29 protein-coding genes are annotated in these 23035 nt (G+C 63.9%); 14 read left to right on the top strand and 15 right to left on the bottom strand.

What is annotated here, in order from left to right:
• Positions 1 to 32: 32 nt before the first annotated feature.
• A complete protein-coding gene (locus FJ934_RS20570; protein WP_140611802.1) occupies positions 33 to 482 on the bottom strand; it encodes a universal stress protein in 450 nt (149 codons plus the stop codon).
• Positions 483 to 781: 299 nt separating this feature from the next.
• Here FJ934_RS20570 and FJ934_RS20565 point away from each other — a divergent pair, with 299 nt between their 5' ends.
• The 3 genes from FJ934_RS20565 (at position 782) to FJ934_RS20555 (ending at position 5775) form a co-directional block, all read left to right on the top strand.
• Positions 782 to 1912, top strand: a complete 1131-nt coding sequence (locus FJ934_RS20565; RefSeq protein ID WP_140611800.1) for an efflux RND transporter periplasmic adaptor subunit — start codon at positions 782 to 784, stop codon at positions 1910 to 1912.
• Positions 1913 to 1916: 4 nt separating this feature from the next.
• On the top strand, positions 1917 to 5111 hold the full coding sequence (locus tag FJ934_RS20560) for an efflux RND transporter permease subunit (RefSeq protein ID WP_140611798.1): 3195 nt from the start codon (positions 1917 to 1919) through the stop codon (positions 5109 to 5111).
• Positions 5112 to 5193: 82 nt separating this feature from the next.
• Positions 5194 to 5775, top strand: a complete 582-nt coding sequence (locus FJ934_RS20555; RefSeq protein WP_140611796.1) for a histidine phosphatase family protein — start codon at positions 5194 to 5196, stop codon at positions 5773 to 5775.
• A gap of 6 nt (positions 5776 to 5781) precedes the next feature.
• Here the strand turns inward: FJ934_RS20555 and FJ934_RS20550 are convergent, their stop codons facing one another.
• Positions 5782 to 6183, bottom strand: coding sequence for a VOC family protein (locus tag FJ934_RS20550; protein WP_140611794.1), 402 nt, complete (start codon positions 6181 to 6183; stop codon positions 5782 to 5784).
• 203 nt (positions 6184 to 6386) lie between these two features.
• Here FJ934_RS20550 and FJ934_RS20545 point away from each other — a divergent pair, with 203 nt between their 5' ends.
• Positions 6387 to 6656: a cyclase gene (locus FJ934_RS20545; protein ID WP_140611891.1), complete on the top strand. Its 270-nt coding sequence runs from the start codon at positions 6387 to 6389 to the stop codon at positions 6654 to 6656.
• A gap of 58 nt (positions 6657 to 6714) precedes the next feature.
• On the opposite strand, the gene FJ934_RS20540 is transcribed toward FJ934_RS20545, so the two are convergent.
• Both FJ934_RS20540 and FJ934_RS20535 read right to left on the bottom strand, forming a co-directional pair.
• Complete coding sequence (locus FJ934_RS20540; RefSeq protein ID WP_140611792.1) at positions 6715 to 7503, bottom strand: pseudouridine synthase; 789 nt, start codon at positions 7501 to 7503, stop codon at positions 6715 to 6717.
• A 105-nt stretch (positions 7504 to 7608) separates the two neighbouring features.
• A complete protein-coding gene (locus FJ934_RS20535; RefSeq protein ID WP_140611790.1) occupies positions 7609 to 8490 on the bottom strand; it encodes an aldo/keto reductase family oxidoreductase in 882 nt (293 codons plus the stop codon).
• Between the two features lie 94 nt (positions 8491 to 8584).
• Here FJ934_RS20535 and FJ934_RS20530 point away from each other — a divergent pair, with 94 nt between their 5' ends.
• From FJ934_RS20530 to FJ934_RS20505, 6 genes are all read left to right on the top strand, one after another.
• Positions 8585 to 9490, top strand: a complete 906-nt coding sequence (locus tag FJ934_RS20530; protein ID WP_140611788.1) for a LysR family transcriptional regulator — start codon at positions 8585 to 8587, stop codon at positions 9488 to 9490.
• A 131-nt stretch (positions 9491 to 9621) separates the two neighbouring features.
• Complete coding sequence (locus tag FJ934_RS20525) at positions 9622 to 11535, top strand: diguanylate cyclase (RefSeq protein WP_140611786.1); 1914 nt, start codon at positions 9622 to 9624, stop codon at positions 11533 to 11535.
• Between the two features lie 61 nt (positions 11536 to 11596).
• Positions 11597 to 11929: a helix-turn-helix transcriptional regulator gene (locus FJ934_RS20520; protein ID WP_140611784.1), complete on the top strand. Its 333-nt coding sequence runs from the start codon at positions 11597 to 11599 to the stop codon at positions 11927 to 11929.
• 10 nt (positions 11930 to 11939) lie between these two features.
• Entirely contained in the window at positions 11940 to 12626 is a 687-nt protein-coding gene (locus FJ934_RS20515) for an MIP/aquaporin family protein (protein WP_140611782.1), read from the top strand.
• Positions 12623 to 13045, top strand: a complete 423-nt coding sequence (gene arsC, locus FJ934_RS20510; RefSeq protein WP_140611780.1) for an arsenate reductase (glutaredoxin) — start codon at positions 12623 to 12625, stop codon at positions 13043 to 13045. Before FJ934_RS20515 ends, arsC begins: the two co-directional genes overlap by 4 nt.
• Positions 13046 to 13165: 120 nt before the next feature.
• Positions 13166 to 13762 carry a class I SAM-dependent methyltransferase gene (locus FJ934_RS20505; protein WP_140611778.1) on the top strand — a complete coding sequence of 199 codons (597 nt, stop codon included), beginning with the start codon at positions 13166 to 13168 and terminating at the stop codon, positions 13760 to 13762.
• Between the two features lie 64 nt (positions 13763 to 13826).
• Here FJ934_RS20505 and FJ934_RS20500 read toward each other — a convergent pair whose 3' ends face one another.
• Positions 13827 to 14159, bottom strand: a complete 333-nt coding sequence (locus tag FJ934_RS20500; protein WP_140611776.1) for a hypothetical protein — start codon at positions 14157 to 14159, stop codon at positions 13827 to 13829.
• Positions 14160 to 14223: 64 nt separating this feature from the next.
• On the opposite strand from FJ934_RS20500, the gene FJ934_RS28085 reads away from it, so the two are divergent.
• On the top strand, positions 14224 to 14376 hold the full coding sequence (locus FJ934_RS28085) for a hypothetical protein (RefSeq protein ID WP_181165700.1): 153 nt from the start codon (positions 14224 to 14226) through the stop codon (positions 14374 to 14376).
• 134 nt (positions 14377 to 14510) lie between these two features.
• On the opposite strand, the gene FJ934_RS20495 is transcribed toward FJ934_RS28085, so the two are convergent.
• From FJ934_RS20495 to FJ934_RS28490, 4 genes are read right to left on the bottom strand one after another with little or no spacing between them, the layout of a single operon-like run.
• Positions 14511 to 15020: a hypothetical protein gene (locus FJ934_RS20495; protein WP_140611774.1), complete on the bottom strand. Its 510-nt coding sequence runs from the start codon at positions 15018 to 15020 to the stop codon at positions 14511 to 14513.
• A gap of 8 nt (positions 15021 to 15028) precedes the next feature.
• The gene (locus tag FJ934_RS20490; RefSeq protein WP_140611772.1) at positions 15029 to 15313 is read right to left on the bottom strand and encodes a hypothetical protein; all 285 of its coding nucleotides are present in this window, start codon (positions 15311 to 15313) and stop codon (positions 15029 to 15031) included.
• Entirely contained in the window at positions 15310 to 16206 is an 897-nt protein-coding gene (locus FJ934_RS20485) for a hypothetical protein (protein WP_140611770.1), read from the bottom strand. The genes FJ934_RS20490 and FJ934_RS20485 overlap by 4 nt, the downstream gene beginning before the upstream one ends.
• A 38-nt stretch (positions 16207 to 16244) precedes the next feature.
• Positions 16245 to 16394 carry a hypothetical protein gene (locus tag FJ934_RS28490; RefSeq protein WP_246671578.1) on the bottom strand — a complete coding sequence of 50 codons (150 nt, stop codon included), beginning with the start codon at positions 16392 to 16394 and terminating at the stop codon, positions 16245 to 16247.
• A 104-nt stretch (positions 16395 to 16498) separates the two neighbouring features.
• Between FJ934_RS28490 and FJ934_RS20475 the strand changes: the two genes are divergently transcribed.
• Positions 16499 to 17269, top strand: coding sequence for an IclR family transcriptional regulator (locus FJ934_RS20475; protein ID WP_140611768.1), 771 nt, complete (start codon positions 16499 to 16501; stop codon positions 17267 to 17269).
• 25 nt (positions 17270 to 17294) lie between these two features.
• Here FJ934_RS20475 and FJ934_RS20470 read toward each other — a convergent pair whose 3' ends face one another.
• The 3 genes from FJ934_RS20470 to FJ934_RS20460 all read right to left on the bottom strand — a co-directional run bounded on the left by FJ934_RS20470 (position 17295) and on the right by FJ934_RS20460 (position 19215).
• Entirely contained in the window at positions 17295 to 17678 is a 384-nt protein-coding gene (locus FJ934_RS20470; RefSeq protein ID WP_140611889.1) for a YkvA family protein, read from the bottom strand.
• 152 nt (positions 17679 to 17830) lie between these two features.
• A complete protein-coding gene (locus tag FJ934_RS20465; RefSeq protein WP_140611766.1) occupies positions 17831 to 18310 on the bottom strand; it encodes a DUF2127 domain-containing protein in 480 nt (159 codons plus the stop codon).
• 50 nt (positions 18311 to 18360) lie between these two features.
• Positions 18361 to 19215 (bottom strand): helix-turn-helix transcriptional regulator, encoded by an 855-nt coding sequence (locus tag FJ934_RS20460; RefSeq protein WP_140611764.1) that lies wholly within the window; start codon positions 19213 to 19215, stop codon positions 18361 to 18363.
• A gap of 97 nt (positions 19216 to 19312) precedes the next feature.
• On the opposite strand from FJ934_RS20460, the gene FJ934_RS20455 reads away from it, so the two are divergent.
• Positions 19313 to 20197, top strand: coding sequence for an SDR family oxidoreductase (locus FJ934_RS20455; protein ID WP_140611762.1), 885 nt, complete (start codon positions 19313 to 19315; stop codon positions 20195 to 20197).
• 18 nt (positions 20198 to 20215) lie between these two features.
• Here the strand turns inward: FJ934_RS20455 and FJ934_RS20450 are convergent, their stop codons facing one another.
• From FJ934_RS20450 to FJ934_RS20440, 3 genes are all read right to left on the bottom strand, one after another.
• Positions 20216 to 20914, bottom strand: coding sequence for a RibD family protein (locus tag FJ934_RS20450; protein WP_140611760.1), 699 nt, complete (start codon positions 20912 to 20914; stop codon positions 20216 to 20218).
• A gap of 90 nt (positions 20915 to 21004) precedes the next feature.
• Positions 21005 to 21406, bottom strand: a complete 402-nt coding sequence (locus FJ934_RS20445) for a type II toxin-antitoxin system HicB family antitoxin (protein WP_140611758.1) — start codon at positions 21404 to 21406, stop codon at positions 21005 to 21007.
• A gap of 5 nt (positions 21407 to 21411) precedes the next feature.
• Entirely contained in the window at positions 21412 to 21600 is a 189-nt protein-coding gene (locus FJ934_RS20440; protein ID WP_140611756.1) for a type II toxin-antitoxin system HicA family toxin, read from the bottom strand.
• A 342-nt stretch (positions 21601 to 21942) separates the two neighbouring features.
• Between FJ934_RS20440 and FJ934_RS20435 the strand changes: the two genes are divergently transcribed.
• A complete protein-coding gene (locus FJ934_RS20435) occupies positions 21943 to 22890 on the top strand; it encodes a substrate-binding domain-containing protein (protein ID WP_140611754.1) in 948 nt (315 codons plus the stop codon).
• Positions 22891 to 23035 lie beyond the last annotated feature (145 nt).

The following is a 23035-nucleotide window of genomic DNA, read 5'->3' as shown; positions in this document are numbered from 1 at the left end:
ACCCTGGCGCGATCGGCATCCGCCATTCCGGATCAGCGCACCACCAGCACCGGGATCTCGGTGTAGGAGAGCACTTCCGCCGTCTGGCTGCCCAGAAGCAGCCTGCCCAGTCCGCGGCGGCCATGCGAGGCCATGACGATCAGGTCGCAGCCCAGGGCCTGCGACAGTTCCAGGATCGCTTCGGCGGGCCTTTTATCCTCGACATGGACAACCTCGGCGGAGACGCCGGCCGCATCGGCTGAAGCCTTGCACTTGTCGAGAACCTCCTTGCCGTATTTGCGCGCTTCCTCCTGGAAGACCGCCAATTCATCGCCCGCCGCATAGCCGGCCATGGCGCCGCCCCAGGCGAAGATCGGGAATTGTTCCGAGACGGTGACGAAGGTGACGGTGGCGCCGACGCCCTTGGCCAGCGTGAGGCCGTGGGCGACGCCCTTGCCGGCCAGTGCCGATCCGTCGGTGGCGATGAGCAGATGTTTGTACATGATGATCTGACCTGTTGTGCAAGGGCCGATGCCCCTGGGGTGGCGGGAGCCCGAAAAGGACTGATCCTGATATAGGCGCGCCGCTGAGGCCCTTACAGGGCCAGCGCGATGCGGATCAGGGCCAGGCGAGGGCATCCCGAAGCGCGTGGACATCAACTCCACGACCTTACGGATCGGTAAGGCGACGGCGATACGCCGGTAAGGTCGGCCCCGCAAGATGGCGGTCACGGGACTGTGGGTTGCCAGGGAACTCGCCGCATGTCCATCGTGGACATCCAACCGGACCGACGAGACCGAGCATGACCGCCGACCGCCGCAAGGCCTTCCGAACCCTTGGGGCCATTGCCTTAGGCTTTCTGATCCTGAGTATGGGAAGCGGGCCGGCAGTGGTTTCCGCCCTGGCGGCGGGCGCCGCCATTCCCGTTGTCGCCGATGTGGCGCGCCGGACCGATGTTCCGGTGTTCCTCCTTGGACTAGGCTCCGTCGCGCCGCTGCGCACGGTGACCGTGACCAGCCGGATCGACGGCCAGCTGGTCAAGCTCGACTTCACCGATGGTCAGGATGTGCATGCCGGCGACCTGCTTGCCGAGATCGACCCGGAGCCCCTGCAGGCGGCGCTCGGGCAGGCGCAGGCCACCAAGACGCGGGACGACGTGTCGCTGGCCAATGCCAGGCTCGACCTCGCCCGGGCGCAGACCCTGACCACCAAGGGCGTCGGCTCCACACAGGTGCTGGACACGGCAAAGGCGACCGTGGCGCAGCTCGAGGCGACCGACAAGGTCGACCAGGCCGCCATCGACATCGCGCAGATCCAGCTCGGCTTCACCCAAATACGCTCGCCGCTGGATGGACGGGTTGGCATCCACATGGTCGACGCTGGCAACATCGTCCGTGCCAGCGATACGGGCGGCATCGTCCGCATCAGCCAGATCCACCCGATCGCGGTGGATTTCTCGCTTCCGTCCGACGCCCTTCCGCGCATCCAGGCCGTGATGAAGGCAGGCAACGCCGCCGTGGTCGCGCAGGACAATGGCGGCCAGCAACTGGCCTCCGGCCGGCTGAGCGTTGTCGACAACCAGATCAACGGCGCCACCGCGACGATCAGGATACGCGCCGTCTTCGACAATGCCGACGACCGGCTGTGGCCGGGACAATTCGTCAATGTCCGCGTCCAGGCGGATCTGCGGCGCGGGGTGGTCACCGTCCCGGTGACGGCGATTGTGCGCGGTCCCGAGGGGACGTATGTTTTCGTCGTCGGCAAGGACAGGCACATCGTCAAACGGCCTGTGACGGTAGCGTATTCGAATGCCGAGCTGGCAGTTGTCGGGAAGGACGTCCAGCCCGGCGATACCGTCGTCACTGACGGCCAATACCGCATCCAGGAGGGAGATGTGGTCGACGTCACCGGCCCGGCCCAGGCGGCGAACTAGCTCCATGAACATATCCGCGCCCTTCGTCATCCGGCCGATCGCCACCACGCTGCTGGCCATCGGGGTGACGCTGGTGGGTCTCGTCGCCTATTTCCTGCTGCCGATCGCCGGCGTGCCGCAGGTCGACATCCCGACGCTGCAGATATCTGCCCACCTGCCGGGCTCCAGCGCCGAGACGATGGCGACGACGGTCGCGGCACCGCTGGAGCGGCAGCTCGGGCTGATTTCGGGCGTGACGTCCATCAGTTCGAGCAGTTCGCTCGGCCGTACCTCGATCCAGGTCGAATTCGACCTCGACCGCACCCTCGACGGCGCCGCGCAGGATGTGCAGACCGCGATCAGCGCGGCCAGCGGCGATCTGCCGAAGGACCTCCCCAGCCCGCCGACCTATGAGAAGGCCAATCCGGCCGACGCCCAGCTGATGTCGATCGCCGTCACCTCCGCCGATCTGCCGATCGACAAGGTCGACGACTATGTCGAGAACTACCTGGCGCTGCAGCTGTCGCGGGTCACCGGCGTCGGCCTCGTCGACTTCCATGGCGAGCAGAAATCGGCGGTGCGCATCCAGGTCAACCCGTCGGCGGCGGCCGCGCTCGGGCTCAGCCTGGAGGACATCCGGTCGGCGATAGCGACAGCCAGCGTCAACGCGCCCAAGGGCACCCTGGATGGGCCTCGGCAGTCGCTGACGCTGGCCGCCACCGACCAGCTGTCCACCGCGGCGGCCTTCAACTCGGTGATCGTCGCCTATCGCAACGGCGCACCGGTCCGGGTCAGCGATATCGGCACGGCCATAGACGGCGTCGAGGATATCAGGCAGGCGGCGTGGCTCGGCAGCCAGCGCGCCGTCATCATCGACGTCCACAAGCAGCCCGGCTTCAACATCAACCAGACGGTGCAACTGATCAAGAACGTGCTGCCGGAGCTTCAGCGCACGCTGCCGCCCTCGGTCAAGATGCAGATCCTGGGCGACCGCACCCAGACAATCCGGGCTTCGGTCTCCGAGGTGCAGTTCACCATGGCGATCAGCATCGGCCTCGTCGTGCTGGTCATCTTCCTGTTCCTGCGGCATGTGCGCGCCACGCTCATTCCCAGCATCACCATTCCTGTGTCGCTGCTGTGCACCTGCGCGGCGATGTATCTGCTCGGCTACACGATCGACAACGTCTCGCTGATGGCGCTGACCATTGCGGTCGGCTTCATCATCGACGACGCCATCGTCATGGTGGAGAACATCATCCGCCACATCGAGAATGGCGAAGCGCCGCTACAGGCGGCGCTGGGCGGATCGCGCGAAATCGGCTTCACCATCATCTCGATGACGCTGTCGCTGGTCGCCGTCTTCATCCCGCTGCTTCTGATGGGTGGGCTGATCGGCCGGCTGTTCCGCGAATTCGCGGTCGCCGTCAGCATCGCCATCATGATGTCGGGCCTGATTTCGCTGACGCTGACGCCGATGATGTGCGGCCGGCTCTTGAAACCGATCGACCGCGATGCCCGCGAGAACATCGCGTCGCGGGCCCTTGAAGCAGCCTTCAATGGCATGCTGTACGTCTATGAGGTCGGCTTGCGCTGGGTGCTGCGCCACAAGCCGGTGATGTTGCTGTTCATGGCGGCGACGCTCGGCGCCACCTTCTATCTCTACCAAATCATCCCGAAGGGTTTCTTCCCGCAGCAGGACAATGGCACCATTTCCGGTTCTTCCGAGGCAGCCCAGGACATCTCCTACGACGCCATGGTGCGGCGCCAGCACGAACTGGCCAAGGTGGTGACCGCCGATCCCGATGTGCAGACCGTCTATTACTGGGTCGGCGCCAACCCGACCGTGAACAGCGGCCGGCTGATGATTGACCTCAAGCCGCTGAGCGAACGTCATGCGACGGCGACGCAGGTGATCAACCGTCTGCGCAAGGCGGCGGCCAAGGTGGAAGGCATCGCCCTGTTCGGCCAAGCCCGGCAGGACGTGCAGATCGGCGCACGGGTCAGCAAGACGCAGTACCAGTACACGCTGCAGGATCCCGATGTGAACGAGCTGTTCAAATGGGCGCCGATCATGCTGTCCAAGCTGCAGACCCTGCCCGAGTTGCAGGACGTGACAGGGGATTTGCAGGCGAGCGCGCCCAGGATGACGCTCAAGATCGACCGCGATCTGATCGGCCAGCTCGGCATCACCCCGCAGGCCGTGGACGACACGCTGTATGACGCTTTCGGCCAGCGCCAGGTGGCGACGATCTTCACCCAGCTCGACCAGCACCATGTGGTGATGGAGCTGCAGCCGCGCTTCCAGGAGGATGCGTCGGCGCTGGCGCGCCTGTTCGTGCGCTCCAGCACCAGCGGGCAGATGGTGCCGTTGTCGGCGCTGGCGCATTACGAGACGTCGGTGTCGCCGCTGACGATCAACCACCAGGATCAGTTCCCGGCGGTGACGCTGTCATTCAACCTGGCGGCCGGCCATTCGCTCGGCGACGCCATTTCAGCCATCCAGAAGCTCGAACGATCGATGATCCTGCCGCCGACGCTGACGACGCGCTACCAGGGCTCGGCCAAGGTGTTCCAGTCGTCGCTGGCCAACCAGCCCTATCTGATCCTGGCGGCGATCATCGCCGTCTATATCGTGCTCGGTATTCTCTATGAGAGCTTCGTGCACCCGCTCACCATCCTGTCGACGCTGCCGTCGGCGGGCGTTGGCGCCTTCCTGGCGCTGATGGCGCTCGGCTATGATTTTTCGCTGATCGCCCTGATCGGGGTCATCCTGCTCGTCGGCATCGTCAAGAAGAACGCGATCATGATGATCGACTTCGCGCTCGAGGGCGAGCGACGGCGGAACCTGTCGGCGGAAGATGCCATCTACGAGGCCTGCGTGCTGCGCTTCCGGCCGATCATGATGACGACGATGGCGGCGCTGCTTGGCGGCCTGCCACTGGCGCTGGGCAGCGGCGCCGGCTCCGAACTTCGCCGGCCGCTGGGCATCGCCATTGTCGGCGGCTTGCTGCTGTCGCAGTTCCTGACGCTCTACACCACGCCCGTCATCTACATCTATCTCAGCCGGTTCAGCCGTCTCAGGTGGTTCTGGCGCCGCAAGGCCGATCCCGAAATCGTCGTGCCCGCCGCCGGGCCGGCGCTGGCGGCGGGCCCACGGGCGGAGATTCGGCAGATGCCGCCTCGACCGAAGCCGCACGAGCGGGCGGCGAAGCGGCGCTGAAGCGGGTGTCGTTGCTGCCGGGACTTTCCCCGTGCCGTGCGGACCGCTACAGCTTGGCCCGACACAACGAAAGGCCGAGCGGATGAGCAGCGCACTACCCCAAATCCACGTGGTCCGGCATGGCGAGACGGCGTGGAGCCTTTCGGGGCAGCACACCGGCCGCACCGACATGCCGCTGACGCCGGCCGGCGAGGCGGCCGCGCGGGGCGTGGCGGAGCGGCTGAAAGGCCTGACGTTTTCGGCCGTATGGTCGAGCCCCTCGCAGCGCGCCTACAACACCAGCGTGCTTGCCGGCTTTGGGGAGCGGAGCGTCAAGATGGACGATCTGCAGGAGTGGGATTACGGCGCCTATGAAGGGCGCACGACCAAGGATATCCTGGCCGAGCGGCCCGGCTGGAACGTCTTTCGCGACGGTTGCCCGCAGGGCGAGACGGCGGCCGATGTCGGCGCCCGTGCCGACAGGATCGTCGACCGCCTGCGCAAGGCCAATGCCGACATACTGATCTTTTCCAGCGCGCATTTCCTGCGCGTGCTCGCCGCCCGCTGGCTCGGCCTGCCGCCCGAAGGCGGAGCGCTGTTCGTGCTCGACACGGCCAGCATCAGCGTGCTCGGCTACGAGCACGACCTCGGCGAGCCGGTCGTGCGCAAGTGGAACCTGAAGTAGGGCGCTCTATTTGTCGAACTTCCGGATCGCCTCGGCGGTCACGGGCGTGAAGAAATTCACCAGATTGCCGTCGGGATCGCGAAACAGCAACGAGCGGTTGCCCCAGGGCATGGTGGTCGGCTCCTGCACGGTCGTGGCCTTGATGACGTCCGACAGGCGGGCGAACTCGGCATCGACGTCGGCGACGCGGAATTCGATGATGGCGGTGTGGTTGTCGGCGGGGCGGGCGATGTCGCCGCCGAACAGCATCAAGGTGCGCGTGCTGCCGATCGCCAGCGTGCAGGCCGGCGTCGCCAGTTCGGCGAAGTCTTCGGTGTACACCGTCACCGGCATGCCGGTGATCTCGCCGTAGAAGCGCACGAGGCGCTGAACATCCGAGGTGATGATGCGGACAGAGACGAAATTCATCGCTTTGGCTCCTTGATCGCTGAAGCCGCGACCGGCTTCCCGATCGACCTATAGGCCAGGCCTCCTGACAGCTTTCCGTCAGGAGACGGCCCGGCTGTCATTCATTCGCCTGTTTGCCAAAGCCAGGATTGGGGCAATAGACTGGAAGGCCCATCGCCGATCGCTTGGGCGCAACGTCAACAACAGCCTGGAAGGAATGGATGATGACGACACTGTTCGTGAGACATGCCGTGTCCGATTACAAGGCATGGCGCAAGGTCTATGACGCGTTCGCCCCGGTTCAGAAGGCCAGCGGCGTAAAGGCTGAGAGCGTCTACCAGGCGGCGGACAATCCCAACGACGTCACCGTGACCCATGACTTCGCCAGTGCCGCCGACGCGCGCGCCTTCATCGAAAATCCAAAATTGAAAGAAGCGATGGCGAGCGCCGGCGTGGTCGGCGCGCCCACCATGTGGATCACCAACAAGGCCTGATTTGGTCAGGAGCGGTTCATTGTTTCATGGAAACGCCGAATCGCTCCATTCCCTTGTTTTAACGCAATTCCAGCCTGGCGGGGGAGGCTTGTTCACCACCCACCAGCACCAATTCCTCCTGCGTCAAATGCCGCGCGGTGCCCTTGGCGAGGTCGCCCAGCGGCAGCCGGCCGATGGCGATGCGGATGAGGCGCTTGACCTCGATGCCGTGCGCTGAAAGCAGGCGGCGGATGTGTCGGGTTTTGCCTTCGTCGAGCACGATTTCCAGCCAGGCGGTGCGGCCGCCGCTGCGCAAAAGCGCGATCGAGCTCGCCGTCAGGGTCTCGCCATCGACGGTCACCCCTACGCGCAGCGCGTCCAGCATCGCCTCGTTCGGCACCATGCCGACCTGCACATGATAGGTCTTGGGCAGATGCGAAGCCGGGTCCATCAGCCGGTTGGCGAAGCGGGTGTCGTTGGTCATCAGGAGCAGGCCCTCGCTCGCCTTGTCGAGGCGGCCGACCGGCGAGACGAAGGGCAGGTCGAGCCCTTCGAGGCAGGCATAGACGGTGCCGCGCTGCTGCGGGTCGTCGCGGGTGGTGACCAGTCCGCGCGGCTTGTTGAGCATCAGGTAGACCTTGCGCTCGGCGACGACCTCTTCGCCGTCGACGCTGATCTTGTCGTGGTTCATGTCCACGCGCTGCTCGGGATCGCGCACCACCTTGCCGTCGACACGCACGCGGCCCTCGGCAATCAGCACCTGCGCCTGCGTGCGCGAGCACAGGCCGAGCTTTGAGAGCGCGCGGTTCAGGCTGACGCCTGGCGGGGCGGGTCGCCCGCCGCTGTTTGGTGTTCCTGGTCGTGGCATGCCGATCGCCGGTGTTGGTGGGCCGACTGATGGCATGAGCGGCGAGGCGTGTGCAAGACATGGCGTCGCCTTCTCCCGGCAAGGGAGAAGGCGGGTCGCGTTGCCTCAGGCGGCTGCCTTCTCGTTCGCGATGCCGTTCAGCACAGCAAGCGCGTCGGCCGGCAGGTCGAGGTCCGCGGCCGCCAGGTTTTCCCCGAGATGGCCGACCGAGGAGGTGCCGGGGATGAGCAGGATGTTGGGCGCGCGGCGCAAGAGCCAGGCGAGCGCCACCTGCATTGGAGTTGCGCCGAGTTTGCGGGCGACATTGGCCAGCGTGTCCGACTGCAGCGGCGTGAAACCGCCGAGCGGGAAGAACGGCACATAGGCGATGCCGTCGGCACCAAGAGCATCGATCAGCGCGTCGTCATTGCGGTGCGCGATGTTGTAGAGGTTCTGCACGCAGACGACCGGGACGATGCGGCGCGCCTCCTCGACCTGGGCGAGGGTGACGTTGCTCAGCCCGATATGCTTGACCAGGCCCTGCCGCTGCAGTTCAGCCAGAACCGTCACTTCCTTCGCTATCGAACCTTCGGATGGTTCATGCAGGCCGTCATGGCGGCGGAAGTTGACGACCTCGATCACATCGAGGCCGAGATTACGCATGTTATCGTGCACCGCCTGCCTGAGCTCGTCCGGCGCGAAGGCCGGAAGCCACGCGCCCTTGTCGTCGCGCCGGGCGCCGACCTTGGTGACGATGGTGAGGTTGGCGGGGTAGGGGTGCAGCGCCTCGCGGATGATCTGGTTGGTGACGTGCGGGCCGTAGAAATCGCTGGTGTCGATGTGGTCGACGCCGCTGGCGATAGCCTCGCGCAGCACGGCGATCGCCGCGTCGCGGTCCTTCGGCGGGCCGAACACGCCGGGTCCGGCCAGTTGCATGGCGCCGTAGCCCAGTCGCTTCACGGTGCGGTCGCCGAGTTTGTAAGTTCCGGCCTTGCTGATGTCGGTCATGGTCTCATCTCCTTTTGGATCGGCCCAATATAGACTTCGAGCATCTGCACGATAATATGGTGCAATCGGTACACCCTGTGCGGAAGAGCGAACAATGGCGGCGGATCTCGGTGACCTCCAGGCGTTCATGGCGGTGGCGCGCGCCGGCGGCTTTCGCGAAGCGGCCCGGGTGAGCGGCGTCAGTGCCTCCAGCCTCAGCGAGACGGTGCGGCGGCTGGAGAGCGGGCTCGGCGTGCGGCTCCTCAACCGCACCACGCGCAGCGTCGCGCCCACCGAGGCCGGCGCGCGGCTGCTCGAACGGCTCGGCCCGGCACTCGGCGAGGTCGAGGCGGCGCTCGACGTGGTCAACGGCTTTCGCGGCCGTGCGGCCGGCACGCTGCGGCTCAACGTGCCGGTCGTCGCCGCGAAACTGGTACTGCCGCGCCTGTTGCCGCCCTTCCTCGCCGCCTATCCCGACATTCGGCTGGAAGTGACCGCCGAGGACAGTTTCGTCGACATACTGGCGAGCGGCTGCGATGCCGGCATCCGCTATGACGAGCGGCTGGAGCAGGACATGATTGCCGTGCCGATCGGCCCGCGCCGGCAGCGTTTCGCCACCGCCGCCGCGCCAGCCTATCTCGACCGGCACGGCCGGCCCGGCCATCCGCGCGACCTGCTCGATCACGCCTGCCTGCGCGGCCGCTTCGCCAGTGGCGTGACGCCGCCCTGGGAGTTCGAGCGCGACGGCGAGGTGGTGAGCGTCGACCCGACCGGCCCGCTGCTGGTCAGCACCGGCACCGCGATGACGCTCGCGCTCGAGGTGGCGGTCGCCGGCGGCGGCATCGTCTCGCTGTTCGAGGACTGGCTGCGTCCCTATTTCGACGACGGCAGGCTGGAACCGGTGCTGGAGCCCTGGTGGCAGGAGTTTTCAGGCCCGTTCCTCTACTATCCCGGCCGCCGCCTCATCCCGGCGCCCCTGCGTGCCTTCATCGATTTCGTCGGCACGATGCGGTGGGGGTGAGTGCAACGGACATGCCGCCGCATGCTTGTCTCTTCCGCCGGAGGTCAAATACCCGATGTAACACTTTGTTGTCATTGAGGGTCTATCGAGGAGGCGATACGGCGAAAGCCCGGTAAGAGGAAAGGCGCGCGATGGGTTCGCCCTGGTCCGAATTGCTGGCCAATCTCGCGGTCGTTGCGATGTTCGTTTCGGTCTGGATCCACACGCATGTGTGGCTGGACCGCAGGCCGGCCATGGCGAAGGCGGTGGCCTTCGGCCTGCTGATGGGCGCCGGTGCCATCATCCTGATGCTGACCCCCATGCAGTTGCAGCCGGGTGTCCTGGTCGACCTCAGGACGACGATGATCGGGCTTGCCGGCTTCTTCGGCGGTCCTGTCGCCGGCATCGTCGCCGGGATCATGGCCGGCGCCTTCCGGACTTTCGAGGGCGGCATCGGTGCCTTTGCCGGCGCGGTCGGGATCGCGGCCACCATGCTGATCGGCATTGCCGGCAACCTTGCCCTCAGGGGGCGCCCGCCCGCCATGGCCGATATCATGATCCTTGGCGCGGCGGCCGCGGCCGGATCGCTGCTTGGCCTCTCCGTCCTGCCGCGAGCCGTCCTGCAGACCGTTCTGCCGGAGGTGGCGCTGCCTTCCACCCTGCTCATCTTCGTCTCCGTGGCGATGTCGGGGCTTGCGCTTCACCAGGAGCGGCGTCGTCTCGAAGCGTTGCAGTCCAGGCGCATCTTCAAGGCCGTGGTGGAGACCTTGCCCGACTGCCTCAACGTCAAGGACCTCGACGGGCGGTTCATCATCGCCAATCCGGCAACGGCCGAGCTGATGCATGCGCCTGATGCCAGGGCGCTGATCGGCAAGACGGATTTCGACTTCTATCCGCGCGAAACGGCGCAGGAATTCCGCGAGGACGAGCTTGCCGTCCTGGCGTCCGGCGTCTCCTCCACCATCGAACAGCGCCTGCACCACGCGGACGGGACCGACGGCTGGCTGGCGACCCTGAAGGCGCCGTTTCGCGACAAGACCGGGGCGGTCGTCGGGCTGATCACGCACAACCGTGACATCACCATACGCAAGCAGCTGGAGACCGAGCTGGCGGAAAGCCAGGCGAGGCTCGGAGACGCGCTGACGCACATGGCCGATGGCCTGGTGATGTTCGACCCCGACGGCATGCTGGTGCTGTGCAACGCCCGGTACCGCGCCATGTTTCCGAAGACGGCCGACATCAGGGTGCCTGGTGCCGACTACCGCGATATCTTGCGCGCCTCGGCGGCGCGCGGCGAAGGGATCACGCCGCCGGAGGCGGTCGAGGACTGGATCGCCGACGTGATGGCCTCGCAGATGCTTGCCAGCCACCGCCAGGTGCGGCTCGCCGACGGGCGCTGGCTGGATGTGCGGACCCGGCCGACCGGGGACGGCGGAAGCCTCAGCGTGTTTTCCGACATCACCGAGGCCAAGCAAGTCGAGGCTGAATTGCTGAAGGCCAACGAGAAGCTGAATCTGCTGGCGCATCGCGACGGGCTGACCGAACTCTTGACGCGGCGGGCCTTCAACGACGCGCTGTCGCGCGAGTTCGCCCGCTGCCGGCGCAACATGAAACCGCTCAGCCTGCTCATCATCGACGTCGACTGGTTCAAGCGGTTCAACGATCATTACGGCCATCCGGCGGGTGACGAATGCCTGCGCGCCGTCAGCCGCTGCATCGAGGCGACGGCCCGCCGGCCGGTCGACGCGGCAGCCCGCTATGGCGGCGAGGAGTTCGCGCTCATCCTGCCTGAAACCGACGCGAGAGGCGCCTTCGTCATTGCCGAAAGCCTCAGGAGCAAGGTGCGCGACCTCGCGCTCGCCCATGCCGGCAGCGAAAAGGGCATCGTCACCGTCAGCATCGGCGTCGGTACCTTCGAGGGCGGCGCGGTGATCGAGATCGCCGATCTCATCAGGCGCGCCGACGAGGCGCTGTACGGGGCCAAGGCCGCGGGACGGGACCGCGTGCATGGCTGGCGCCCGCATCTCAGCGAGCCACGCTCGACCGGTTCCGCGCGCAAGCCGTGAGGCTGTCACAGGCTTGTCATGGTCCGCTGCGATTAATCCATAAATCTGGATAAATGGATTGATGGACAAGACAGCGGCATTGCTGGCGCTCGCCGCGCTCGGCCAGGAAACTAGGCTGGAGGTGTTCCGGCTGTTGGTTCGCGCCGGGCCCGAGGGGACGCCGGCAGGCGAGATCGCCACGCGGCTGGGCGCGGTGCAGAACACCATGTCGGCGCATTTGAAGGTCCTCGGTCAAGCCGGGCTGGTGCATGCCGAACGCGAGGGGCGCAGCATTCGCTACACCGCCGACATGACCGGGTTTCGCGACCTCCTGGCCTATCTGATGGAGGATTGCTGCAACGGCCAGCCGGAGCTTTGCCAGCCGATCATCCAGGCCGTGACCTGCAAATGTTGAGGTGGGAGCCATGACCGACCTTCGACGCCGTCTCGCGGCCGAGGCGCTGGGCACCGCCATGCTGGTTGCCACGGTGGTCGGCTCGGGCATCATGGCCAGTCGGCTGACCGGTGACGCCGCGCTTTCGCTGCTTGGCAACACGATGCCAAGCGGCGCCATGCTGGTGGTGCTTATCGCAACGCTGGGGCCGGTCTCCGGCGCCCATTTCAACCCGGCGGTCACGCTGGTGTTTGCGCTGCGGCGCGAAATCGACTGGTTCGCGGCGCTGGCTTACGTCGCCGTGCAGGTCCTCGGCGGCCTCGTCGGCACACTGGTGGCGCATGCCATGTTCGAACTGCCATTGCTGGAGATTTCGGCAACGGTGCGAAGCGGACATGGGCAGTGGCTGGCCGAACTGGTCGCGACCTTCGGCCTGGTCTTCACCGTCCTTGCCGGTCTACGCTTTCGGGACAACGCCATCCCCTGGCTGGTCGGGCTCTACATCACCGCTGCCTACTGGTTCACGGCCTCGACCTCGTTCGCCAATCCGGCGGTGGCCATCGCCCGCGCCTTCTCGAGCACGTTTGCCGGAATCCGGCCATCCGATGTCCCGGCCTTCATAGCCGCGGAATTGGCAGGTGCGCTGCTTGCGCTGTCGCTGGCAGGCTGGCTGCTGGCCGACCCCAGGACCCCTATCCCGATGAAAGCCGCGCCATGACAATCACGATCTATCACAACCCCGACTGCGGAACCTCGCGCAATACGCTGGCGATCATCCGCCAGTCCGGCGAGGAGCCGCAGGTGATCGAGTATCTGAAGACGCCGCCGTCGCGCGACAGGCTTATCGAACTGATCGAGGCGATGGCGATGACGCCACGCGAGTTGTTGCGCGAGAAGGGCACGCCCTATGCCGAACTCGGCCTCGGCGATCCCAAGTGGAGCGACGACGAGATCCTCGATTTCATGCTGGCGCACCCAATCCTGATCAACCGGCCGATCGTGGTCAGCCCGCTCGGCGTCGTCCTGGCCCGGCCGTCCGAGGCGGTGCTCGATTTCCTGCCCAACCCCGACATCGGCCCGTTCACCAAGGAGGACGGCGAGATCGTCGTTGACGCCGGCGGCAAGCGGGTTGTCTGAGTCCCTATTTCGGCCGGTCTCGGAACTTGCGCCAGTCGATGCCATCGGCAATGGCGGCATTGCCTTTGGCGGCTTGCCGGTCGACACTGCTCCGCAGCACAATTCAAAAGCTTCCGCCCGATGACTGGAATGTTTCCCGCCACCTCCATGCCTGACCGAGATTGGTGGGAGGTGCTTTGGCCAGAGCCGTCGGGTCTTTTGCTGTCGTTAGGTATCGAGCCCGGCATGACGGCACTGGATCTGTGCTGCGGCGATGGCTATTTCACCGCTCCGCTTGCGAAAATCGTCGGTGGGCGCGTCTATGCGCTCGACCTCGACCCGGAAATGATCGTGGCGGCCAAGGCCGAAGTGAAGCAGCGCGGCGTTTCGGTCCTGAAATGGATTGTTGCGGATGCCGGCGAAGTTGCGGAACTTTTGCCTGAAAAAATCGATTTTGTGCTGATGGCCAATACCTTCCACGGCGTGTCCGATCAGCCGGCCCTTATCAAAGTCGTGGCCCGTGTGCTCAAGCCGCGCGGTCTGTTTGCGCTCGTCAATTGGCATCAGCGGCCGCGACAGCAGACGACCGTGCTTGGCAAGCCGCGCGGCCCCGGGACAGAGATGCGCATGTCACCCGAAGCTGTGGTGGCGGTTTTGGAGGCCAATGGTTTCCAGCTTTTGCGAATGGTTGATCTACCGCCGTATCACTACGGGGCAGTGTTCGAACACAGGGAATGATACGAAATCTCCCCGCCCAGTGCGAGGTGGGCGCCTGTTCCAAGACTCCGGATTGTGTGCTCGATCACGCCCATAGTATGCCCACCCACCAAAGAAACACGGCGAACGTCGCGGCGAATACAGCGAGGGTATAAATGGCAAGGAGCAGCAGGACGGGGAAAAAATCGCTGTCGAAGACTGCCACGATTGGGTGGATTTTTTTGTGATCCCCCTGAGAGTCCCCGATGTCGTTGCGCGTTAAGTCATTTTCGACCGCCGAGGCTCCGGTATTTTGATTTGAAACTTTTTCTGCCGTGCTCAAAATTCTTTTGGCGATGTCTTCGCTCTTCGCGGGACCTTCGGATAGGCGATCCCGCCTGGCCGCTTTGGTGAACAGTTGAACGCCACGCATGCTCATGGCTACTAAGCTTCTTGCGTGATTTATGTTCCTTCAAATGTCAGCTTCGCATGCATTTCGTGCGGTGGCGCTTGATCCGTCGGTGATCCTGCTGATGCCGCATTTCGGCATTGGCATCCTCGGATGCGGATTGGATTGGCGGTGCTCGATTCCTTCCAATCCGGACATCGGCCCGTTCACCAAAGAGGATGGTGACGCCGGCAAGCGGCTCGTCTGAACTTTATTTCCGGTATTATGGCGCAAACGCCACAGGAGCCGGAACGGGCTAAGCCCACATGCTGGCGGGGTGCCGGCATGAGCGTTCTTTCAAATAGGACTTGGCAAAAGCTCTGCCGGCTTGCCGGCATTGCATCAGGTCTTTTGATTGTATGCGGGAGTTGGGTCGGGGAGGAATCTGCCGCCAGTGATTTCATCACGCCGCCAACAAAACCGGGCTTCATGTCGGGTCTGCATGAAATCAAGGTAAACCAAAGAGCAGTAGAACCAGAGCTTTGCCTCTTCTGCCAAAATTATTTCTCTCGTGACAGACGGATGCTCGAATGCACATTCGCTGATGTGCACTACCGCCGGTACCTTCCTGTCGGGCTTAATTATAGTCCCGGCAAGAAATTCTTTCCTGAACGCATAGATTGGCGGCATGGGAAGATCGGCACCCGCTGCCCATCCGCAAGCCAATTCCAACGGGAAGGCTTGTGTCCTTCCGAGGTTGAACAACATGAGGCGGTTATTGGTGCACCATGGGTTTCTTGTCCCATCAGCATTGAGGGAAGACCCGTAACCGAAACCTTCCACATTTATGGCAAAAATCGGCAGTTCGACCCCAATCGCCGCCTTGGCGCTCAATTCGGCGGCGATAGCCAAGCGCCGGTTTATTTCGCCGCCTTTTCTAGTTTCCCACCAGAGAAGAAAACGCCCAGAATCCCCGTGAAGGCAGTCAAGACAAAGGTATAGAGCGCGATCGGGTCGCTTATCGTCCGCTGCCAAAGGGTTTCGCCACCTTCATTTTCGCGGTTTTTAGTAGCGTCTTCGGCGGCGGCTTGTTGCTGAATTGGTGGATGGGTTGGCTGAGATGATTCAAGCCACCATGGATCGGGTTGCGCGACGCCACATAGCGTCAAGGAAAATGCCATCGCGATTACCCTGCCGTCTATCATGTATTACCTTCCGCCTTATCTGGAAGCTCGGCGCTGTTGCCGTAGTTGTGATAGCGGGCCTTTTCGCGTCCAATGACACTTCTGGTAACTGGCGGCGGTTCTTTCAATTCGAGGCCTTTGAGCCTCCCGTCCGTCGAATATCGGTGGCAAAACCTAGTAAAACAGGGATCGCCATAACCGTTGTCGTACTTGGCGATTCCAAAGACATAGACGTTGTAGTGCTCAACGGCGAGATCGCTTATCGGAAGGGTGTCCTCACTCCCCTGCAACATGTCTCCTCCGGGGTTAACAACCCTATCCGAGTAGGTGCTACGGTCTTCCGACGCGTCGAACTCCCTCGTTCGGCAGGACGGGTCTTCCTCGGGTTGAGCGGACCTTTTCATTTTGACTATTAGCGTCACTTTGCGGGCTGGCAACCGACCAACGTTGCGCAACCGCACTTGGCCGATCACAGCCATCCTGCCGATCAATTGATTGATGCCGTCTGGCTCGACCGTAACGTAGGCGCGGAGTTCTTTTTTGGCGGTATCTTCCGTAACCTTGATGGAAGCCTGCATATCGATGGATTGCTGCTTGGCGTTCGCCTCAATCAAGCGCATCTGCTCTTCGCCGGCCACTCCCAAGTCGTGGGTCGATTTCCAGAGTGTGGCGGTGAAAGCTGCGATGGCCAACGTGGCGAGGGCGGTAATAAACCCATCGTTGTGGTCAACAATTTCTCTGAGCTTAATGAGGACGAAAAAGAGAAGGTTATAGGAAGTGCAGTCTTCATTCTGCTGATTTGCTGCTTTTTCGCATATCTGGCCCGTAAGACCTGACTGCCAGGTCGCCAAAAGCAGCAGCGTGCTCACAACGGCAAGCACAGCAATTATTCTCAGCGGTGTAGGCTTCTGCATCCCCAGCGATCCCCCGACCTGAAGAAACTAGATATCTTCTAGTTTGACACCTTCACTGCCAGTGGCCGCAAGGGCCGCGAGAAAGAAATGCGCGGAAACGGTTGCGCGGGCAAGCTTGTTGGGATGCTTGCCTTTGTCTCATTAAAGCCGTGTTCTTTGAGCCGTTCCGCCAGCTTGTCATATGTCAGGTCAGCGCGCTTTAGCTCAACCTTCAGGTGGCGAGCGGCCCGTTCCGCCCATTCTTTTTCACACTTTTCCTGGAATTGCTTTGGTCCGGGAAGGATTGCGGGGCATGGCTGGCAAGACCACGGAAGCGCCGGATTACTCGGTGCCGGCCCTGGAAAAGGCGTTCGACATCATCGAACTCCTGGCCGACCAGAAGGACGGCCTAAACCAGGGCCAGATTTCCGAGGCGATCGGCCGCTCGATCCACCAGATATACCGCGTGCTGCAGGCGCTGGAGCGGCGCGGCTATATCTTCCGCGACCGCCCGGCCGGGCCCTATTTCCTGTCGCCGCGCATGTTCGAGCTGGCGCACCGGCACGAGCCGCTGCGCGGCCTCGTCCAGGCGGCGCTGCCTTCGATGCGGCGGCTGTCCGACGCAATCCAGCAATCCTGCAATCTCGGCGTCCACAATGCCGGAAGGGTGCTGATCCTGGCGCAGGTGGAAAGCCCGGCGGCGTTCGGTTTTCGCGTCCGCGTCGGCGCCGAGTTTCCGCTGTTCACCACCGCGACCGGACGCACGCCGATGGCGTTCCAGCCGCGGGACAGAGTCAATCAATGGCTGCAAGCCGCTGGTACGGTTGATGAAAAGGCCGATGTTCTGAAGGCGCTCGCCCGCATCCGAGCCGCCGGCCATGAAGAGATGGCTGACGGGCTGCAGCCGGGCGTCATCGATCTTGCCTTTCCGGTCATCGGGCCGTTCGGCCACTCGGTCGCGGCACTCACCGTACCCTATGTGGCGACCACCTACAGCGTGCTCGACCTTGCCACCGTGCGCCGCCACGCCGCGCAGGCGGCCGAGGAGATCAGGCTGGTCCTGGCGCCGGAGCCATCGCAATGACCGGAGGTAACGGGTCAGTTTGAATCTAAGCCGGGTGAGTCGGCCAGAATAGCCAGAGCAACGCCGCTGCCGCGACTATCCAGACCGCGATCATGAATATCAGGCCGGCCTTGCTTACCGGCTTGGCGCGTCGGGTCGCTTCATCCCGGAATTCCCGCATCAGATCAACCGGCACCAGCTTGACCGCCAGCATGATCCCCAGCGGCACAATGATGAGGTCGTCCAGATAGCCGATGATCGGAATGAAGTCGGGGATCAGGTCAATGGGGCTCAGCGCGTAGGCTGCGACCGCACCGGCAACCGCCTTGGCATGCCAGGGTACCCGTGGGTCGCGGGCGGCAAGCCAGAGGGCGACGACATCACGCCTGATGGCTTTGGCCCATTGTCTGGTCGCATTCAAAATCCTCAAACCAGCGCTCGCTTCTTGCAAGGGCCGCGCGCGGCCGGTGGCTGTAGTGGCTATCGCCAGGTAATACGCAGAGAAGCACGAATTCGCACAAGATGTATTGCCCCACTATCGATGCGGACGGCCGATCGTGGTCGGATGACCGGCGGGCGCCTCTATCGGCTTGCCACCTTGTGCCGCCGAACGAGGCGGTACTCATGCCAGATCAGCCAGATGACGATGAGATCGAACAGGGTGAGCACGATCAGCCCCGCCGAATGGGTATAGCTGAAGCGGTAGAGCTGGTAGACGATGAACAACAGCAAGGCGACAAGCGAGGCCGGATAGGCCCATAGCTTGCCTCTCAGCAGGCCCACTACCAGGGCAAGCTTGATGAGGCCGTGGCTGAGCAGGTAGAACGCGTAGAAATGCTGCGTGCCGACGGAGAAATGGCTCGCCGCGTGCATCAGATGGCTGGCGATGAAATCGTTCGGGTCCTCGGTCAGCTCTTCCTGTGTCAGCCTGTTCACCAGCGACACGATCGTGCTGGTGCTGACAAAAGCGAGCAGCAGGCCGCCGACGCATTCGACCAGCGCATGTGCGCCCTTCAGCAGCAGGCTGACCTCGAAAATCCGGTGGACACGCTGCTCGTTCATGCGGTCTCCTGTCCCCTTGCGTGGCGCTTCGACGTTCAATCAGCCGGGCGTCATGGCGCCGGGTGATCGTCAGGCTTCTGCGGCTTCGGCCGCCGGGCGAGGTCGCGGATACGGTCGGCGACCGCACCGTCCAGCGGGTTGTAGACGATCATGCTCAGGTCCGGCCGGCCGTCGACCGCGAAAGCCGAGTATTCCAATTCGATGTCGCCGAGTTCCGGGTGCTTCAGGCGCTTTGTCCCGTCGCCGTGGCTGAGCACGTCGTTTTCCCGCCACAGGGCGGCGAATTCGGGGCTGACGCTGCAGAGTTCGTCGACCAACTGGGTGACCTCGGACACCGCGCCGGCGCGTGCCGCGTCGGCCCGGAACGCGCCCACCACGAAACGGGCGAGGTTTTCCCAATCGTGCTGCTTGGCGCGGATAGTGGGACTGCGGAACATGAAGCGCAGGATGTTGCGCTGGCCGGCGGGCAGGGCGCCGTAGTCGGTCAGCACCACTTCGGCGGCGCGGTTCCAGGCAACGACATCCCAGGTGGCGGTCTTGACGAGAGCGGGGCTGGCATCGAGCGTGTCGAGCAGGCGCTGGAGGCGAGGGCTGACGCCGTCGGCCCCGATGTAACGGACCTCCGGCGGGCGCCCCAGCCCGAGCATGAAAAGATGTTCGCGTTCCGCCTCGGTCAGCATCAACCCCTTGGCGATGCGGTTCAGCACATCGGCCGAGGGCGCGCCGCCGCGGCCCTGTTCCAGCCATGTATACCAGGTCGGGCTTATGTTGGCGCGCTGCGCGACCTCTTCGCGGCGCAGCCCCGGCGTGCGCCTGCGCCCGGAGAAGCCGAACGATGCCGGATCGAGCCGGGTGCGGCGGTCTTTCAGGAAGGCTGCGAGCGAACCGGCGGAATGGATGGGCATGACCGAGCCTGTTAGCAACTATACCATGATAAGGTCACTACTTTAATGGAATAATAGATCGGGGATACTGCGCCTGCAACTGTGCAGGAGATTTTGCATGCGTATCTTTCTCACCGGCGCGACCGGCTTCATAGGTTCGGCGCTTGTTCCCGAACTCATCCAGGCGGGCCATCAGGTGATTGGCGTGACCCGCTCCGACGCCGGCGCCGAGGCGCTCGTCGCGGCAGGCGCGGAGGTCCATCGCGGAACCCTCGAGGATCCCGACGGCCTGCGCGACGGCGCGGCGAAGGCGGAAGCGGTGATCCACACGGCGTTCGACCATGATTTTTCGCGATTTGTCGAGAATTGCGAAAAGGACAGGCGCGTCATCGCAGCCCTTGGCGCGGCATTCGCCGGCTCCGACCGGCCGCTGGTGATCACATCCGGCGTCGGTATGGGCAGTCCCGGACATGGCGAACTGGCGGTCGAGGACGTCTTCAATCCCAGCCACGGCAATCCGCGCATCGCCTCGGAACTCGCCGGCAACGCCTTGCTGGAGGCCGGCATCAACGTGTCCGTGGTGCGCCTGCCGCAGGTCCACGATACGGTCAAGCAGGGGTTGATCACGCCGCTGATCGAGATCGCACGCCAGAAAGGCGTCTCGGCCTATGTCGGCGAAGGCCGCAACCGCTTCTCCGCGGGCCATGTTCTCGACGCGGCGCGCCTTTTCCGGCTCGCCGTGGAAAAGCGGCAGGCCGGCGCCCGCTATCACGCCGTCGGCGAGGAAGGCGTCGAGGTGCGCGCCATCGCCGAGGCGCTTGGCCGGGGCCTCAACGTGCCGGTCTTTTCGATCGCGCCTGAACAGGCGGCGGAGCATTTCGGCTGGATGGCGATGTTTGCCCCCATGGACCTGCCGGCCTCCAGCGCGCTGACCCAGGCACGGCTCGGCTGGCATCCGACCGGGCCGACGCTGATCGCCGATCTCGACGCGATGCGATACTGACGCTCTTATAAATCCGCTTCAGCCGGAGGTGACGGCGTAGCGCAAATGGACGAGACCGTGCGCGAGGGCTTTGCAGTCGGTGAGGGACAACTGGACCTTGCCGGCGAGGCCGCTCCCGCCGAACTCGACAAAACCCTGGTTTGCCACCCGCGCATCGAGCGCGGGGGCAACGAGAAGGCTGAGTTCATCGACGAGGCCCGCCGCGAAGAAGGAGCCGTTGATGCCGGCGCCGCCTTCGAGCAACAGCCGGCGGATGCCGAATTCACGCCCGAGCACGTCGGTCATGGCGGCGAGATCGATGTCCGTCGTCTCCGAGACGATATAGGACACGCCGTCGCCGGCAAGCTCGGCCAGATGGCTGTCGGCGACGCCGTGGCCAAGCAGCACCACGACATGGTCGCCGCCGATGTCCGACTTGGAAAAGTGGAGCTTGCCCGAGGCATCGAACGCCACGGCGAAGCGGCCCACGTCGCGTCGGGCGAAATGATGCGGCCGCTTGACTTTGCCGGCATGCGCCGGCGGGTGCGCGTCGGCCTTGCTCATCTCGGCCATGGTGACACGGCCGACGATCCAGGCGTCGCCTTCGAGATCCCCGTGGACCTGTTCATAGACGCCTGACCATTCGGCCCGGGTTCCGTCCGTGCTTGTGGTGTAGCGGCTCGGATGGAGACTGCCATCAAGCGATGCGAGCATATGGCAGATGATGTGCGGTTTCATGCAGTTCTCCAACTCATGGGCTTTTGAAAATTCAGGTCCTGTTGTCGTGCGTCCCGTCGGCATTGCGCCTCGTCGTCTTGAGTGACCACCTCAAGCCGCCTCAAGCTCCATCACTTTCTCGGCAGCCTTCGCGAGAAACCCGGACCGGGTATAGCCATGGGCTTCGGCAAAGGCATCAATCCGTTGGAGAACGTCGTCCGGCAACGTCACGTTGATACGCACGGTCTTCCTCGCCTCGGTCTTGGCCGCGACGAGGATTGCAACACCGTCACGATTAACGGCGTCCGCCATCACAGCTTCCAAACTGGAAGGCTCCGGAATTGCATCGCCATCCTCGATCAAGCCTTCGATATGGAGGGCGAGGGCCTCTTCAGCCATCAGCCGCGCTTCATCCAGATTCTTGCCCGCGGTAATCACGCCCGGGAAGTCAGGGAAAGACACGCCGAAGTCGCTGCCGGCATCCCTATGGATTAGTCCGATATACTGCTTCATGTCCGTCACCTCAGTTTCAGTCCTGCCTGCTTTTCGATGCTGCGCAGAGTGCCTGTCGGGATATCGCGCTTGGGGTGAGGAACGGTGACCCGCCCTTGCTTGTCGCGGTGTTTGAACTGCGCATGACTACCTTTTCGGGCAACCTCGAACCAACCATCAGCTTGCAGCAGGCGGATAATCTCGGCACTAGTCATGTGTATTTATACACATTGAAAGGCAGGATTTCAACAAGGGCGTGAAAACGGCACTCCCGCTTTCCGGCTCGAACCGCCGAAGGATACCCCACAATCCAAAATTCAGACAATTCCGATAATTCACGATCGGGCACTGTTATATCGATGTTGCACAGATGGTTGACCCTGGGTTAGCATCCTCTTGCTGACGCCGATCGGAGGAATTTTAAGCGGCGGTCGGCTGGAGCGGCATGCGCCACCGGGCGCAAGGAGGATGCTCCAACACTTTGAACCGACGCATGATCCTTCCTGAAACCGGTCCCGGTTTCCGGGGCCGTGCGTTCTTGTGGAGGAGGATCACCCATGAACAGACGTGAATTCCTGATGACGTCCGTGGCCGCGGGCGCCTTGGTGCTGGCCGCACGTTCGGCGTTCGCCGAGGACAAGCTGACCATATTGGGCTCGGTGCCCAATCTCGGCTTTCCGTTCTTCGTGCACATGCTGAACGAGATCAAGGCCGAGGCGCAGGCTCAAGGGGTCAACCTGACCGAGAGCGACGGCCAGAATTCGGCCACCAAGCAGACCGCCGATATCGAGGCGGCGCTGGTGCAGAAGGTCAATGCCATCGTCATTTCGCCGCTCGACGTCAACGCTCTGGCGCCGGCCATCGAGGAAGCGGTGAAGGCCGGTGTTCCCGTGGTGACGATCGACCGCCGCGTCGATGGCGTCCAGGGCATCCTTGCCCATGTCGGCGCCGACAACGTCAAGGGCGGCGAGGCGGAAGCGCAGGCCGTGGTGGCGGCATTCCCCAATGGCGCCAAGCTGTTCCACCTGCAGGGCCAGCCGGGCGCGGGCCCGGCGATCGACCGCAACAAGGGCGTGCACAATGTGCTCGATCCCGTGAAGGACAAGTACCAGATCATCTTCGAGCAGACCGCCAACTTCGCCCGCGCCGAGGCGCTGTCGGTGACGGAAGCCGGCCTTGCCGCCAACGGCAAGCCGGACGCCATCATCTGCGCCAATGACGACATGGCGCTCGGCGCGCTCGAAGCCTGTGCCGCGCGCAATTTCACCGACGTCAAGATCTACGGCTTCGACGCGCTGCCGGAAGCGCTGGTGGCCGTGCGCGACGGCAAGCTCGCCGGCACGGTCGAGCAGTTCCCCGGCCAGCAGTCGCGCACCGCCGTGCAGATCGCGGTCGCCTACGCCAAGAGCAAGACCGAGCCGAAGGAGAAACTGGTGCTGCTGACGCCGATCGTCATCGGCAAGGACAATCTCGACAAGGCCGAGAGGCTGAACGAGACGAAGTAGGGGCGCCATAATGGGCAGGCTGGCGAGGTGATGTCCTGCGAGCAGGACCAATCGCCGACATTGGCGCTGCCCCTCATCCGCCTGCCGGCACCTTCTCCCCGTATAGTGACGGGGAGAAGGGAGAAGCTCCTGCGCTGGCGCCCCC

It is taken from the genome of Mesorhizobium sp. B2-4-12, from assembly GCF_006441575.1.
In the GTDB taxonomy this organism is placed as follows: domain Bacteria; phylum Pseudomonadota; class Alphaproteobacteria; order Rhizobiales; family Rhizobiaceae; genus Mesorhizobium.
Note: the sequence above shows the minus strand (reverse complement) of the source record. Positions and strands in the feature narration are given on the sequence as shown.